Origin of the sequence: Agrococcus terreus (assembly GCF_014645235.1) — a bacterium.
In the GTDB taxonomy this organism is placed as follows: domain Bacteria; phylum Actinomycetota; class Actinomycetes; order Actinomycetales; family Microbacteriaceae; genus Agrococcus; species Agrococcus terreus.
The window spans coordinates 500,108-515,293 of sequence record NZ_BMLM01000002.1; the positions used below are offsets into that span (position 1 = coordinate 500,108).

Annotated in this window: 13 protein-coding genes; 2 read left to right on the forward strand and 11 right to left on the reverse strand. The window is 73.7% G+C overall.

Going from position 1 to position 15,186, the window contains the following annotated elements:
* Positions 1-57: 57 nt before the first annotated feature.
* From IEW90_RS12260 to IEW90_RS12305, 10 genes are all read right to left on the reverse strand, one after another.
* Positions 58-879 carry an NAD-dependent epimerase/dehydratase family protein gene (locus IEW90_RS12260; RefSeq protein WP_188718559.1) on the reverse strand — a complete coding sequence of 274 codons (822 nt, stop codon included), beginning with the start codon at positions 877-879 and terminating at the stop codon, positions 58-60.
* On the reverse strand, positions 876-2,045 hold the full coding sequence (locus IEW90_RS12265; protein ID WP_188718560.1) for an enolase C-terminal domain-like protein: 1,170 nt from the start codon (positions 2,043-2,045) through the stop codon (positions 876-878). The genes IEW90_RS12260 and IEW90_RS12265 overlap by 4 nt, the downstream gene beginning before the upstream one ends.
* Positions 2,042-3,352 carry an ABC transporter substrate-binding protein gene (locus tag IEW90_RS12270; protein WP_188718561.1) on the reverse strand — a complete coding sequence of 437 codons (1,311 nt, stop codon included), beginning with the start codon at positions 3,350-3,352 and terminating at the stop codon, positions 2,042-2,044. The genes IEW90_RS12265 and IEW90_RS12270 overlap by 4 nt, the downstream gene beginning before the upstream one ends.
* Before the next feature lie 37 nt (positions 3,353-3,389).
* On the reverse strand, positions 3,390-4,265 hold the full coding sequence (locus tag IEW90_RS12275) for a carbohydrate ABC transporter permease (protein ID WP_188718562.1): 876 nt from the start codon (positions 4,263-4,265) through the stop codon (positions 3,390-3,392).
* Between the two features lies 1 nt (position 4,266).
* On the reverse strand, positions 4,267-5,256 hold the full coding sequence (locus IEW90_RS12280; RefSeq protein ID WP_229679663.1) for a carbohydrate ABC transporter permease: 990 nt from the start codon (positions 5,254-5,256) through the stop codon (positions 4,267-4,269).
* Positions 5,257-5,313: 57 nt separating this feature from the next.
* Positions 5,314-6,516: a mandelate racemase/muconate lactonizing enzyme family protein gene (locus tag IEW90_RS12285; RefSeq protein ID WP_188718563.1), complete on the reverse strand. Its 1,203-nt coding sequence runs from the start codon at positions 6,514-6,516 to the stop codon at positions 5,314-5,316.
* A gap of 51 nt (positions 6,517-6,567) precedes the next feature.
* A complete protein-coding gene (locus tag IEW90_RS12290) occupies positions 6,568-7,617 on the reverse strand; it encodes a lactonase family protein (RefSeq protein WP_188718564.1) in 1,050 nt (349 codons plus the stop codon).
* 150 nt (positions 7,618-7,767) lie between these two features.
* Positions 7,768-8,664, reverse strand: coding sequence for a LysR family transcriptional regulator (locus tag IEW90_RS12295; RefSeq protein ID WP_188718565.1), 897 nt, complete (start codon positions 8,662-8,664; stop codon positions 7,768-7,770).
* Between the two features lie 51 nt (positions 8,665-8,715).
* Complete coding sequence (locus IEW90_RS12300; RefSeq protein WP_188718566.1) at positions 8,716-10,098, reverse strand: aldehyde dehydrogenase family protein; 1,383 nt, start codon at positions 10,096-10,098, stop codon at positions 8,716-8,718.
* A gap of 42 nt (positions 10,099-10,140) precedes the next feature.
* Entirely contained in the window at positions 10,141-11,172 is a 1,032-nt protein-coding gene (locus tag IEW90_RS12305) for an agmatine deiminase family protein (RefSeq protein ID WP_188718567.1), read from the reverse strand.
* Between the two features lie 114 nt (positions 11,173-11,286).
* On the opposite strand from IEW90_RS12305, the gene IEW90_RS12310 reads away from it, so the two are divergent.
* Positions 11,287-12,690, forward strand: coding sequence for a flavin monoamine oxidase family protein (locus tag IEW90_RS12310; protein WP_188718568.1), 1,404 nt, complete (start codon positions 11,287-11,289; stop codon positions 12,688-12,690).
* 10 nt (positions 12,691-12,700) lie between these two features.
* Positions 12,701-14,464, forward strand: coding sequence for an amidase (locus tag IEW90_RS12315; RefSeq protein ID WP_188718569.1), 1,764 nt, complete (start codon positions 12,701-12,703; stop codon positions 14,462-14,464).
* Positions 14,465-14,518: 54 nt separating this feature from the next.
* Here IEW90_RS12315 and IEW90_RS12320 read toward each other — a convergent pair whose 3' ends face one another.
* A complete protein-coding gene (locus IEW90_RS12320; RefSeq protein ID WP_188718570.1) occupies positions 14,519-15,154 on the reverse strand; it encodes a TetR/AcrR family transcriptional regulator in 636 nt (211 codons plus the stop codon).
* Positions 15,155-15,186: the final 32 nt, after the last annotated feature.

Consider the following 15,186-nt stretch of genomic DNA (forward strand, 5'->3'; position numbering starts at 1 on the left):
GCGGCTGCGTCATGCATGTCTAGAATCGTTTGGGTCTTGTCAGATGCGCTTCGCGCATCACCGCACGGCGGAGCTCTGCCCGAGCGGCATGTGCACGAAGTGCGCCCCGAGCGGCTCGTCGGGATCCACGCCCGCCGCGTCCGGGAAGCGGTCCGCGTACCGCTCGGAGTCGTCCTGCGGCGCGAAGCCGATGCGGCGCCCGCCCTCGAGCGAGCACCAGCTGCGCGCGTTCGCCGAGACGCCCCAGACGATCTGGAACGGCTCGATGTCGTGATGGAGGCTCGCGTCGACGAGCCCCCTCGCGTCGCCGGGCGAGAGCCACACGGGCAGCCGGGGACCGGTGAGCGGCTCGGGGAAGCAGTGGCCGATGCGCAGCGCGACGCCGCGCATCGAGCCGCGCTCGCAGTAAAGCCGCACGAGCGCCTCGCCCGCCGCCTTCGACCAGCCGTAGTAGGTGTCGGGCCGCGGCGGCGCGTCGTCGGCGAGCCGGCCGTCGGGCCCGGCGTCGCTCGGCGCGTAGAAGCCCACGGCGTGGTTGCTCGAGGCGTAGACGAAGCGGCCGACGCCGTGCTCCTCCGCCGCGTCGAGCACGGTGCGCGTGCCCGTCACGTTGACGTCGAGGATCGCCTCCCACTCGTCCTCGGTGCTCAGCGCCCCGAGGTGGACGACGTCGGTCGCCTCGCGCATCGCGTGCCGCACGGCATCCGCGTCGGTGAGGCTGCCGAGAACCTGCTCGACGTCGCCGCGCGAGGCGAACGGCTCGGGCAGCGGCGTCGGATCGAGGACGACGGACCGCCAGCGCTCCCGCGCCGGCCGGTCGAGCAGCATCCGCCCGATCGTGCCGGCGCCGCCCGTGATCATGACCACGCGGTCGCTCATCGGACCTCCGTCCGCTCGATGGTGTGCGCTGCGATGTGCTCGAGGTCGAGCTCGACGCCGAGGCCGGACCGCTCCGGCAGGGTCACCCAGCCGTCGTCGTCGAGCGGATCGACGACCGACGCGAGGTGCGGCGGCAGCCAGTCGTAGTCGGCGTGCGGGTGCAGCAGGCCGCGCTCGTAGAGCTGCGACGCGAACGTCGCACCCACGACCGCGAGGCTCGCCGCGCCGTTGCCGTGCACCTCGCACGTCATCCCGACGCTCTCGGCGAGGTGCAGCGCCTTGATCGTCGAGGTGATGCCGCCGCCGTTCTGCGGGCCGATGCGCAGGATGTCGACGGCGCCCGCGAGCACCCAGTCGCCGCGAGCGTGGTTGCGGCCGGCGACGGTCTCGGGGCCGATGACCGGGATGTCGAGCTGCTCGCTGAGCCAGCGGTAGGCGGCCATCGAGTTCTCCTCGATGGGCTCCTCGAACCAGCGGAAGCCGAGCTCCTGGATGCCGCGGCCGATCCGGAGCGCCTGCTGTCGGTCGTACCAGTGGTAGCCGTCGAGCATGAGGTCGACGTCGGGGCCGACCGCCTCGCGCACCGCGGCGCACGCCTCGAGGTCGCGCTCGACGCTCGGCGCGAACGAGACCGGCGGGAACCAGGTGTGGAGCTTGATGGCGCGGTAGCCCTGCTCGACGAGCTGCACGGCGAAGGCCGCGAAGTCGGCCGGTGTCGCGAGGCCGCCGGGCGTCTCGTCGCCGCACATGGTGCTCGCGTAGGCCTGCACCCGGGAGCGGGCGCCGCCGAGCAGCCGCCACACGGGCTCCCCGGCGCGGTGGCCGATGAGGTCCCAGAGGGCCTCGTCGACCACCGCGAGCCGCCGCTCGGCGATGTCGATCGGGTTGCCGCGCTGCGCGATCGTGAGCTGCCGCTGCAGCGCCTCGACCGCCACCGCCGGCTTGCCGAGCAGCGGCCGCAGCATCGGCTCGACGATGCCGTCGGCGCGGAGGCTCCGCACCGGTGCCACCACCCGTCCCTCGACGCCGTCCGAGTCGCGGACGGTGAGCAGGGCCTCGGTGGCCGGCGCGAGCGGGCCCGGATGCCGGTGCCCGTTCGCGTCGCGCTGCGACCTGGTCTCGGTCTCGAAGACCGCGATCTCGAACGACTCGATGGTCGCCGTCATCGGCTGGACTCCAGGTACGCCTGCTGCGCCTCCGTCATCTTGTCGGCCCAGAGCGTCAGGAAGTCGGCCGGGGCGAGCTCACCCAGCAGCACGCGCTGCAGCTCGGGCTCGAGGTCGTTGCGCATGATCGTGCCGTAGTCGGGCAGGTGCGTGGGCGCCGAGAGGATCGTGACGCCCTCGCCCTCGATCCAGTCGCTCGCGATGCTCACCGACTGCGACGACGTGAGCCAGTCCTCGCTGCGCGACTCGAGGTTCGAGGGGATCTGGCCGATCGTCTCGTTCAGCGCGCCGTTCGACGACTCGCTGAGCATGAACTGCAGGAACTCCCACGCCTCCTCCGGGTGCTCGGTCTGCTCGAACACGGCGAACGAGGGGATCGGGTCGGCGATCACGACGCGCGCGCCGTCCTCGCTCTCGGGCAGGGGGACCGCGGCGAACTGGCCGGGCAGCGCGGCCTCGTGCTCGGGGTAGGAGCCGAGGTTGTGCTGGAGCGTCGCTGCGGCGCCGGAGCCGAAGGCCGCGACCATCTCGGGGTAGCCGAAGCCGAGGTCGGCCTGGCTCGTGGCGGTGTTGTAGAGGCCCACGTACTGCTCGAAGGCCTCGACGTTCGCGGGGTCGTCGATCGTGGAGACGCCCTGCTCGTCGAAGAGCGTCTCGACGCCCGACTGCGCGTACATCGCCTGGAGGAACTGGAAGACGCCGCCCGCGCCCCCGCGCATCGCGAAGCCGTACTGGCCGGCGGAGGGGTCGGTGAGCTCCTCGGCACCGGCGTAGAAGTCGTCCCAGGTGGCGGGGCCGTCGGGGTAGCCGGCCTCCGACCACAGGTCGGTGCGGTACCAGAAGAGCCCGTTCGTGAGCGTGTACGGCAGCGCGTAGAGGCCGCCGTCGCGGGCGTCCTGGCGCATGACGTCGATGAGCGCGGGATCGAGCTGGTCGGCGAGCTCCGAGGCGGCGAACTGCTCGTCGAGCGGCAGCAGCGCGTCCTGCGCGGTGAGCGGCGCGAGGAAGGTGCCACTCAGCGACGAGATGTCGGGCGCCTCGCCCGAGGCGAGGCTCGTCTGGATCTTCTCGAACGCGGAGTCGGAGGGCAGCGTGAGGAAGTCGATCGTGATGTCCTCGTGCTCGGCCTCGAACTCGGCGATGAGCTCCTCGTACGTCGCGGCGCGCGTGGGGTTGCCGCTGTGGTCCCAGAACGTGAGCGTGACGGGGCCGTCCTCGCCGGCCGCTGCCGAGCATCCGACGAGTCCGCCGACGAGCGCCGCCGTGGCACCGGCTGCGATGGCGGTGCGGAGGGTTCGCTTGCGCATGGTTGTCTCCTTGTGTTGTGGGGCGGCGATGGTGCCGTCAGCCCTTGACGGCCCCGGCCCCGAGGCCCTGGACGAGGTACTTCTGGATGAAGGCGAAGATGACGATGACGGGCAGCGCGGCGACGATGCCGCCCGCGGCGAGCACGCCGAAGTTCACGCCGAACTCGCCCATCGTGTAGCTGAGGCCGACGGGCAGCGTGAAGCGCTGCTGCGACTGGATGAACATGAGGCCGAAGAGGAAGTTGTTCCAGGCGCCGATGAAGCTGAACGAGCCGACCGCGATGATCGCCGGGCCGAGCACGGGCAGCACCGCGAGGCGGAAGGCGTGGAACCGGCTGCAGCCGTCGATCATCGCCGCCTCCTCGAGCTCGAAGGGGATCTTCGAGATGAAGGACGTCATGAACATGATCGCGAGCGGCAGGCTGAAGACCGTGTCGGCGATCGCGAGGCTCAGCAGGTTGTTGATGAGCCCGAGCGAGTTGAAGATCTGGAAGAGCGGGATGAGCATCATCGCGCCGGGGATGAACTGCGTGCACAGCAGCACGAGCGTGAACGCGCGCTTGCCCTTGAACTTGTAGCGGGCCATCGCGTAGCCCGAGGGCAGCGCGAGCGCGAGCGTCGCGACCGTGGTGAGCACGCCGACGAGCACGCTGTTCCAGAAGAAGAACTCGTACCCGACCTCGTTCCAGACGAAGACGAAGTTGTCGAACGTGATGGGGAACGGCAGCCAGCTGTTCGACGACGGCTCGCGGAACGCGAAGAGCACGACCCAGTAGAAGGGGATGATCGTGAACACCGTGTAGAGCGCGAGCGGCAGCGAGATGCGGCCGTGGAAGCTCAGCGCGCGCTTGGCGCGGATGGCCGGGGCGACCTGGCGGCGGGGCCGCTGCAGGGTGGGGGCGGTGACGGCCATCTCAGTCCTCCTCGCGCGAGAACGCGGTCAGCTTCAGGTAGACGATCGAGACGATGAGCAGGATCAGGAACGCGAAGACCGTGAGGGCCGAGCCGTAGCCGAAGTCGTGGGCCTGGGTGGCGAGCTGGGCGACGTACAGCGGGAGCGTCGTCGTCATGCCGGCCGGGCCGCCGTTCGTCATCGTCAGGAGCAGGTCGACGTTGTTGAACTCCCACACGCCGCGCAGCAGCGTCGTGAGGATGATCGCCGTCTTGAGGTGCGGCAGCGTCACGTGCAGGAAGCGCTTGATGCGGCCGGCGCCGTCGACCGCGGCGGCCTCGTAGAGCTCCTTGGGCGCGCTCTGCAGCTCGGCGAGCAGCATGATCGCGAAGAAGGGGACGCCGCGCCACAGCTCGGCGACGACCACGGCCCAGAAGACGCTGTCGGGGTCGACGAGCACCGCCTGGGTGCCGTCGCCGATGCCCCACTCGGCGAGCAGGCGGAAGATGCCGGTGCCGGGGTTGTAGACGAGGATCCAGATGGCCGTGGTGAGCACGCCGGAGATCGCCCAGGGCGAGAACACGAGCGCCCGCCAGAAGCCGCGGCCGCGGAACGCCTCGTTCACGACGAGCGCGATGATGAGGCCGAAGATCAGCTGCAGCACCACCTCGACGAGCACCCACTGGGCGGTGAAGCCGAGCGAGGGCCAGAACTTCGGGTCCTCGAAGAGCATGAAGCGGAAGTGCTCGAGGCCGATGAACGCGTCGTTCCAGGGCTCCGTGAGCTTGCGCTCGAACATCGCGTTCCAGAAGACGCTGAGCACCGGCGCCGCGATGAAGGCTGCGCTCAGCAGGATCACGGGCGACAGCAGCAGCCACGGCGCGGCCGAGCGGCGCCACGAGCGCCGGTTGCGCGGCGGTCGCGGCGGCTGGTCGACGGCGGCTGCCGCCACCGGGGCGGCGACGGCCACGTCGTCCGCGATCATTCTCGTCATCGAGTCCACCTTCGTCATCGTTGCCGGAGGGTCGTGCGTCCCAGCACACACCGTCCGAGCGATGTTGTCCAAGCCTCAATCGGCATGCAGTGATGCGCTCCGTGCATCGCGCGTCGCGGCGACGTCGACGGTGCGCACGGCCCACCGCTCGACGTGCGCGCGATCGACGGCGACGCCGAGCCCCGGCGCCTCGCCGGGTCCGATCTCGCCGGCGAGCGGCACGGGGCCGCCGCGGAGCGGGCCGTCGACGGCGTCGATCGGCTCGTCCGGCGCCGATTCGACGTACCACTCGACGCGGCGCACCGAGGGCAGCGCCGCGGCGACGTGCACGCCCCACGGCGACCCCGAGAGGTGCGGCGCGAGCTCGACCCCGGCGGGCAGCGCGTCGTGCAGCCGCCGCACCGCGGTGATGCCGCCGCACCAGGCGAGGTCGGGCTGCAGCACGCGCACGCCGGCGGGCGGCAGCGCGAGCAGCGCCGGGATGCTCGTGGCGTGCTCGCCCGTGGCGAGCGGCACGTCGCCGAGCGCGCGGGCGACGGCGACGAGGCCGTCGAGGTCGTCGGGCGGCAACGGCTCCTCGAGCCACTGCATCCGCGCCGCCCGGAGCGCCGGCGCGAGCGCGACGGCGAAGGGCGCGTCGAGCCCCATCCAGCCGTCGACCATGAGGCCGTGGTCGTCGCCCGCCGCCTCGCGCGCCTCCTCGACCTGCCGGATCGCGTCGGCGAGGCCGTCGTCGTGCCACGGCCCGGCACGGAGGCCGATCTTCGAGGTGCGGAGCCCGAGCGCCCGGTGGTGCTCGATGTCGTTGCCGGTCGCGTACGCGGGCAGGCGGCGTGCCTCGCCGCCGAGGAGCCGCACGAGGGGCTGCTCGGCGACGCGGCCGAGGAGGTCCCACGCGGCGATGTCGATCGCGGAGCGCGCCATGGCGGCGAGGCCGTCGCTGCCGTAGGGCAGCGTAGCGAGCCGCAGCCGCTCCCAGAGCGCCTCGACGTCGGCGACGCCGCGCAGCGGCGAGCCGAGCGCGAGCGGCAGCAGGTGGTCGGCGAGCAGGGCCGCGACGGCGGAGCCGCCCTGGGTGACGGCGAGCCCGACGGGCGCCGCGTCGTCGAGGCCGTCGACCGCCAGCTCGACGAGCACCGCGTCCATCGAGCCGTACCAGCTCGCGCGCCGGCCGCGGTGCGCGGGGATGCGATCCATCGGGGCGGTGATCTCGCTCGACGCGAGCCGCGAGGGGGCGCGCAGGAGCGTGACGCGGGCGCGCTCGAGGCGGGTCGTCATGCGGTCGTCCTCACGCGGCGACGGGCACCCGGGGCGCTCGGCCAGCGACGGTCATCGGGCGACCGCCACGGCGCACGCGGGCGCCGCATGCGCCATCGAGCGCCGCACCGCCCGTCGGCCGGCCGCGGCCTCCTCGGTGTCGAGCAGGTCGACGCGGTGGTCGCCCATCGCGGCGACCGCGAGCAGGTCGAGCGAGGGCAGGAGCCCCGCGAAGCGCGGCGTGCGCCCCTCGACCGGCAGGTGCCCGACGAGGGCGGGCCGCTCGGGCTCGGCGACGTCGAAGACCGCGACGGAGTCGTGGCCGCGGTTGGAGACGAGCACGCGATGCCGCGCGGCGTCGAGCGAGATGGCAGCGGCGGCCAGGTCGCCGAACCAGTCGGGCGGCAGCGCCGAGCGGACGTCGATCGGCTCGAGCAGCTCGCCCGCCGCGCCGGAGCGGCGCAGCGTCACGAGCGTCGCGTCGAGCTCGCCGACCAGGTAGGCGACCGGGGCGTCGGGGTGCAGGACGAGGTGCCGCGGCCCGGCGCCGGGGCGCAGCGTCGCCGCGACCTCGTGCGAGCCGTCGGGCCGGATGCGGTGCACGACGTCCTGCGCGCGGTCGGGCACGAGCACCGAGCCGTCGTCGAGGAGGGTCGCCTGGTGCGGCTCGGCCTCGCTCTGGAGCGCGTTGCGGTGGGTCGCGCCCGGTGCGGCGCCCTCGAGCGCCCAGGTGCGCTCGACGCCGGCGAAGCGGCCGTCCTCCGCGATCGCGGCGCGGACCACGACGCCCTCCGTGAAGCACGCCGCGACGGCGCTGCGGCCGTCGGGCGCGACCGCGACGTGGGCGGGGTTGAGCGCCCCGATGTCGAGCTGGTCGACGAGCTCGAGGCCGCCGTCGGCGTCGAGCCGCACGGCGCTCAGCGTGCGGCGGGCGCTGTGGCTCACGTAGAGCAGGTCGCCGTGCGGCGCGGGCGCGATCCACGTGGGGTTCTCGAGGTCGAGCGTCGCCACGGGTCCGTCGCCGGTGTCGGCACGGTGGGTCGCCAGGCCGGCGGGGATGCCGGCGGGGGCGTCGTCGGTGAACCCGCCGAGCACGATCCAGGGGGTCGGGTCGTCGGTCACGCGCATCCTCCGGGCCTCGTCGTCCAGCTGCGGCCCGCGAGGGGCCGCCTGCAAGCCTAGGGAGCGGCCGATGCCGCGACGATGCGGATGCTCGATGCAGCGATGCTCGCGCGGCATCGCCGCGGGCTCGCCGCCGCGCCGCCCGGCGCCTCAGCCGAGCTGCAGCGGCGCCGCGATCGCCTCGAGCGCGCGCGGCAGCACGGGGTTGCGGGAGTGCCGGTCCCAGACGGCGGCGATGGTCACCTGCGCCTCGGCCGCGAGCCTGCCCGGCAGGTCGAGCTCGAGGAACGCCACGCCGTGCGGCCGCAGCGACTCGGTGGAGCGCGGCACGAGCGCGACGCCGACGCCGCGCGCGACGAGCGAGAGCATGCTGAGGATCTGGGCGACGCTGTAGACGGTGCGCACCTGCCGGTCGCCGACGATCCGCTCGACCTTGCGCAGGAAGTACTCCGACTCGGGCCGCGCGTAGCCGATCATCGGGTGCTCGACGAGCCGGTCGACGGCGACCGGTCCGCCGGCGTCGAGCTCGTGGCCGCTCGGCACGGCGACCACGAGGTCCTCGCGGAACAGCTCGCGCACGCCGTACTCCCCCGCCGGCACCGTGCGCAGCAGGCCGAGGTCGATCGAGCCGCGGTCGATCTCGGTGCGCTGGAGGCCCGAGACGCGCTCGCGCAGGTCGACGTCGACGTCGGGCAGCGCGTCGTGGATGCGGTCGAGGAGCGGCCCGAGCACCGAGAGCGCCGAGGTGGCCGTGAAGCCGATCGTGAGCGTGCCGCGCTCGCCGTGCGCGACGCTGCGGACGGCGGCGCGCGAGCGGTCCGCGAGCGCGAGGATGTGGCGCGCGCGCTCGAGCAGCTCGGCACCGGCCGCCGTGAGGGCCACCTGCCGGTTCGTGCGGGTGAGGAGCTGCACGCCGAGCTCGGCCTCGAGCTTCTGGATCTGGCGGCTGAGCGGCGGCTGCGTCATCTGCAGCGACTCGGCGGCGCGCCCGAAGTGGAGGTGCTCGCTGACGGCGACGAAGCCGCGCAGCTGCTCGAGGCTGTACATGCTGCGACTGTAGCGAGCGACCCGGACCGCTCGGTCCGGGCCGAGCCCGCCTCAGGGCATGACGACGAGCTTGCGGTTCATGAACTCCTCCATCCCGTGCGGCCCGAGCTCGCGGCCGAAGCCGGAGCGCTTGGTGCCGCCGAAGGGCATGTCGTAGTCCTCGGCGCCGGCGCCGTTGATGGCGACCATGCCGGCGTCGATGCGGTCGGCGATCGCGCAGGCCTGCTCGGGGTCGCTGCACCACAGGCGCGAGCCGAGCCCGAAGGGCGTGTCGTTCGCGATGCGGATCGCGTCGTCGACGTCCTTCGCGCGGTACACCGTGCCGACCGGGCCGAACAGCTCCTCGCGGTAGAGCGCCATCGCGGGCGCCGCGCCGCCGAGCAGCGTCGGCCGCACACGGGCACCCTCGCCGGTCTCGACGCCGGCCTCGACGCCGCCCGCGAGCACCGTCGCGCCGTCGACGACCGCGTCGGCGACCTGCCGGCGGAGGCGCTGGGCGGCTGCCGCCGACGACAGCGGACCGACGAGCGCGTCCTCGTCCTCCGGGCCGCCCACCTCGAGCGCCGCGATCGCGGCGGCGAGCCGCTCGGCGAACGCGTCGTAGAGCTCGTCGACGACGATGAACCGCTTCGACGCGTTGCACGACTGCCCGGAGTTCTCCATCCGCGTCTCGAGGGCGTTCTCGACGACCGCGTCGAGGTCGTCGGTGGAGATCACGATGAACGGGTCGGAGCCGCCGAGCTCCAGCACCACCTTCTTGAGGTTCCGTCCGGCGACCTCCGCGACCGCGGCGCCGGCGCGCTCGGAGCCGGTGAGCGAGACGCCACGGATGGCGGGGTGCGGGATGACGATGTCGCTGATCTGCTCGTTCGTCGCGAACACGTTCTCGTACGCGCCCGCCGGCAGCCCCGCCTCGGTGAGGATCTCGGCGATCGTCGTCGCCGACCACGGGCACTGCGGCGCGTGCTTGAGCACCACCGTGTTGCCGAGCATGAGATTGGGGAACGCGAACCGGGCCACCTGGTAGTACGGGAAGTTCCACGGCATGATGCCGAGGATCGCGCCCTGCGCGCTCTTCCGCACCCGGGCGTCGACGCCGCCGCGGTTCTCGAGCACCTCATCCCCCAGGAAGGCCTCCGCGTTGTCCGCGTAGTACTGGATGATCTCGCCCGAGAACTCCGCCTCGAAGATCCCCTGCCCGAGCGGCTTGCCCATCTCGGTGCGGATGATCTCCGCCAGCTCGCGCGAGCGCTCCGCGAAGATCGCCGCCGCCCTCGACAGCACCGCCGCCCGCTCCGCGATCGGCGTCGTGGACCACGACGCGAACGCCTCGTGCGCGCGCTCCACGGCCGCGCGGACCTCGTCGTCGGTGGCGGTGGGGTACTCGCGCACCAGCTGCCCGGTGGCGGGGTCGATGACCCGGTACTCGCTCATGGATTCCTCTCCTGGCCGCGCGTCCTCGCGCGGCCTCGTCGATCATCGCCCGGGGGTGGGCTGCTGCTGGGTGATGCAGTGGATGCCGCCGCCGCGCGCGAAGATCGGCCGCGCGTCGACGGTGACGACCTCGCGGCCGGGGTAGGCCTCGGCGAGGATCGCGCGGGCGCGGGCGTCGGCCTCCGGCTCGCCGAATCCGCAGGCGACGACGCCGCCGTCGACGAGCGAGTGGTTGACGTAGCTCCAGTCGACGAAGCCGTCGTCGTCGCGGAGCGTCGCGGGCGCGGGCAGCGCCACGACCTCGAGCGCTCGGCCGCGGGCGTCGACGGCGCCCTCGAGCAGCTCGCGCAGCTCGCGGCCGACGGCATGGTCGGGATGCGCGGCGTCCTGCTGCTCGTGGAGCAGCACGCGGCCGGGGCCGGCGAAGGCGGCGACGATGTCGACGTGGCCGTTCGTGCCGAAGTCCTCGTAGTCGCGGGTCAGGCCGCGCGGCAGCCAGATGGCGCGCTCGGCGCCGAGCGTGCGCGCGAGCTCCGCCTCGACGCGCGCGCGGTCGGCGTGCGGGTTGCGACGGGGGTCGAGCTGCACCGTCTCGGTGAGCAGCACGGTGCCCTCGCCGTCGACGTGGATCCCGCCGCCCTCGTTGACGAGCAGCGAGGGCACGACCTCGGCGCCCGCGAGCTCGCCCACGATCCGTCCGAGCGCGGCCGAGCGCTGCCACTCGGCCCAGGCCGGGGCGCCCCAGCCGTTGAAGATCCAGTCGACGGCGCCGAGGCGGCCGTCCTCGTCGTCGACGACGAAGGTGGGGCCGACGTCCCGCATCCAGAACTCGTCGAGCGGCGCCTCGACGAGCTCGACGCCCTCGCCGAGCATCCGCCGCGCGCGGGCGGTCTCGCTCGGGTCGACGACCATCGTCACGTGCTCGAAGGCCGCGATGGCGTGGGCGACGGCGGTCCAGGCCGCGTAGCCCTCCTCGCGCTCCGCATCTGTGCTGCCGAGGGTGACCCCCTCGCGGGGGAAGGCCATCCACGTGCGCTCATGGGCCGCGCCCTCGGCCGGCATCCGCCACACCATTGCGGTCGTCCTCTCTGACGCCTACTCTTGACCAAGCGATCAATAAGGTTGACGCTAGCGACCGGACCCGCGTTCGTCAACGCCGGGCGCCCACGCCCATCTCGAGGAGGAGACATGGCCACCACCCAGATCCACGGCCAGATCGACGGCCCCATCCACGACGGCCGCCTGCACGACGTCGTCGTCATCGGCGCCGGCGTCGCGGGCCTCTCGGCCGCGACGCGGCTGACGGAGGCGGGCCACGACGTCGTCGTGCTCGAGGCGCGGGACCGCGTCGGCGGCCGCCTGTGGACGCGCGAGATCGACGGCGCGATGCTCGAGATCGGCGGCCAATGGGTCTCCCCCGACCAGACGGCCCTCATCGAGACCATCGACGCGCTCGGGCTCGAGACCTTCGCCCGCTACCGCGACGGCGGGAACGTCTACATCGACGAGGCCGGCCGCCGCACCGAGTTCACCGGCGAGCAGCTGCCCATGCCCGCCGCGACGGAGGCCGAGATGGAGCGCCTCACCGTCGTGCTCGACGACCTCGCCGCGGCGATGGACCCGGATGCGCCGTGGGCGCACCCGCAGGCCCGCGAGCTCGACACCGTCTCCTTCGCCGACTGGCTCGAGGGCCAGAGCGACGACGAGCTCGCCCGCCGCCACATCTCGCTCTTCATCGCGGAGGCGATGCTCACGAAGCCGGCGCACGCCTTCAGCGCGCTCCAGGCCGTGCTCATGGCCGCCTCCGCCGGCTCGTTCTCGAACCTCGTCGACTCGGAGTTCATCCTCGACCGCCGCGTCGTCGGCGGCCTCCAGCGCGTGCCGCTCACGCTCGCGGAGCGCCTCGGCGACCGCGTCGTCACGGGCGCGCCCGTGCGCCGCATCGAGCACGACGCCGAGGGCGCCACCGTCGTCTCCGACCGCGGATCCGTGCGCGGCCGCCGCGTGCTCGTCGCGATGCCGCCGAACCTCTTCTCGCGCATCGACTACCAGCCGCCGCTCCCCCGCCGCCAGCACCAGCTGCACCAGCACCTCTCGCTCGGCCTCGTCATCAAGGTGCACGCCGTCTACGACCGGCCCTTCTGGCGCGACAAGGGCCTCTCGGGCACCGCCTTCAGCCCGTACCGGCTCGTGCACGAGGCCTACGACAACTCCAACCACGAGGACCCGCGCGGCACGCTCGTCGGCTTCGTCTCCGACGAGCACGCCGACGCCGTCTTCGCCCTCCCCGCCGAGGAGCGGCGGCGCCGCATCCTCGCGAGCCTCGTCGACTACTTCGGCGACGAGGCCGCCGAGCCGCTCGTGTACTTCGAGAGCGACTGGGGCTCCGAGGAGTGGACGCGCGGCGCCTACGCCGCCTCCTACGACGTGGGCGGGCTCAGCCGCTACGGCGCCGACCAGCGCACGCCCGTGGGCGTCATCCACTGGGCCTGCAGCGACTTCGCGGGGATCGGCTTCCAGCACGTCGACGGCGGCATCCGCTCCGGCTGGCGCGCGGCCGAGGACATCGCGGCCGCCCTCGGCGGTCGCTGAGGAGGCACGGATGGCCCCCCAGGACAGCGTCGTCCCGGATGCCGGGGCGCAGGGCCGCGTCGAGGTGCACGAGGCGTCGATCGCGCAGCTGCGCGCCTGGCTCGAAGCCGGTGCGGCGACGAGCGTCGACCTCGTCGAGGCCTACCTCGCGCGCATCGACGCCTACGATGCGCCGAGCACCGTGACCGCCCTGAACGCCGTGGTCGTGCGGAACCCCGACGCGCTCGAGGAGGCCCGCGCCTCCGACCAGCGCCGCGCGGCGGGCCGCGCGCTCGGCCCGCTCGACGGCATCCCGTACACGGCGAAGGACAGCTACCTCGTGCGCGGCCTCACCGCCGCCGCCGGCAGCCCCGCGTTCGTCGACCTCGTCGCGCAGCGCGACGCGTTCACGATCGAGCGGCTGCGCGCCGCGGGCGCGATCTGCCTCGGGCTCACGAACATGCCGCCGATGGCGAACGGAGGCATGCAGCGCGGCGCCTACGGTCGCGCCGAGAGCCCCTACTCGGCCGACTTCCTCACCTCGGCGTTCGGCTCCGGGTCGTCGAACGGCTCGGGCACCGCCACCGCCGCGAGCATGGCGGCCTTCGGCCTCGGCGAGGAGACGTGGTCGAGCGGCCGGGCGCCCGCCTCGTGCAACGCGCTCTGCGCGTACACGCCCTCGCGCGGCGTGATCTCGGTGCGCGGCAACTGGCCGCTCGTGCCGACGATGGACCTCGTCGTGCCGCACGCCCGCACCATGGAGGACCTCCTCGCGGTGCTCGACGCGGTCGTCGCCGACGACCCGGAGGTGCGCGGGGACCTGTGGCGGGCGCAGCCATGGGTGCCGATCCCCGCCGCATCCGCGGTGCGGCCGGCGTCGTACGCGGCGCTCGCCCCCGCCGGCGCCGCCGCCGCTCGCGCGGCGCTCGCCGGGAAGCGCATCGGCGCACCGCGCATGTTCCTCGGCGCCGACCCCGAGCAGGGCGTCGGCGCCACCGGCATCGGCGGCCCCACCGGGCAGCGGATCGATCCGCGGCCGAGCTCGCTCCGGCTCTGGGAGGCGCTGCGGCGCGACCTCGAGGCGGCGGGCGCGGAGGTGATCGACGTCGACCTGCCGATGGTGACGAACTACGAGGGCGACCGCGCCGGCGCGCCCACGATCCGCACGCGCGGCCTCGTGACCGAGGCCTTCCTGCACCGCGAGATCGTCGACCTCTCGGCCTGGGCGTGGGAGGACTTCCTGGCCGCGAACGGCGACCCGGCACTGTCGTCGCTCGTCGACGTCGACGGCGCGCGGATCTTCCCGCACCCCGAGGGCGCGCTCCCCGACCGCTACGACGGCTTCGACGACGACATCGCCGACTACCCCGCGCACGTGCGCACGCATCGGGTCGGCTCGTTCCTCGAGATCCCCGAGCTCGAGGCGGGCCTGCGCGGCCTCGAGGAGACGCGCCGCGTCGACCTCGAGGCGTGGATGGACGAGCTCGGCCTCGACGCGATCGCCTTCCCCGCGATGGCCGACGTCGGGCCCGCCGACGCGGACGTCGACCCCGCCTCGGCCGACCTCGCCTGGCGCAACGGCGTGTGGGTGGCGAACGGCAACCTCGCGATCCGGCACCTCGGCGTGCCGACCGTCACCGTGCCGATGGGCACGATGGCCGACATCGGGATGCCGGTGGGGCTCACGATCGCCGGCCGCGCCTACGACGACACTGCGCTGCTCGCGCTCGCCGCCGCCGTCGAGGCGACGGGCGAGCGGCGCACCGCGCCGCCGCGGACGCCGCCGCTCGGCTGAGCCGGCGAAGCGGGGCGGCGGGGGCGACCCTGCCGCCCCGTCGTCGTGCGCGGGTCAGTCGGCGATCGCGCCGGGCGCGAGCCCGAGCATCCCCTCGGCCGCCCGCTTCGCGATCGCGCCCTGCGCGGCCGGGCCGCCCCAGTGCACGAGCTCGTGCGCGTTGAGGCCGTCGATCATCGCGAGCAGGTGCAGCGCCGTGCCGTCGACGTCGTCGCAGCGCATCGAGCCGGCGTCGACGCCGGCCCGGATCGTGCCGCTGATGATGCCGAGCCACTCGTCCATGCGCAGCCGCACGGCGTCGGCGAGCGCCGTGTTGCGGCGGCCGAGCGACCACGCCTGCACCCACAGCGAGGTGACGTCCTGCCGCTCGGGGTCGATGGCCGCGTCGATGAGCGCGCCGATGCCGGCGATCGCGTCGGGCTCGTCGGCCACGAGCGCCCGCACCTCGACGATCTCCTCGGCGACGACCTCCGAGAAGGTGTCGGCGACGAGCGCGTCCATGCTCTCGACGTAGTGCGCGACGAGCGCCGCGGCCATCGAGGCGCGCCCGGCGACGGCGCGCTGCGTCACGGCGTCGAGGCCCTCCTCGAGCGCGATCGCCCGGGCGGTCGCGGCGATCTCGGCGCGGCGGTCGTCGGGCGACCGCCGGACGCGGCGGCGGGGAGCCGCGGGCTCGGTCGTCGTCTCCATGCCGCCATCCTCCCCCACCGGGGCGGGCACGC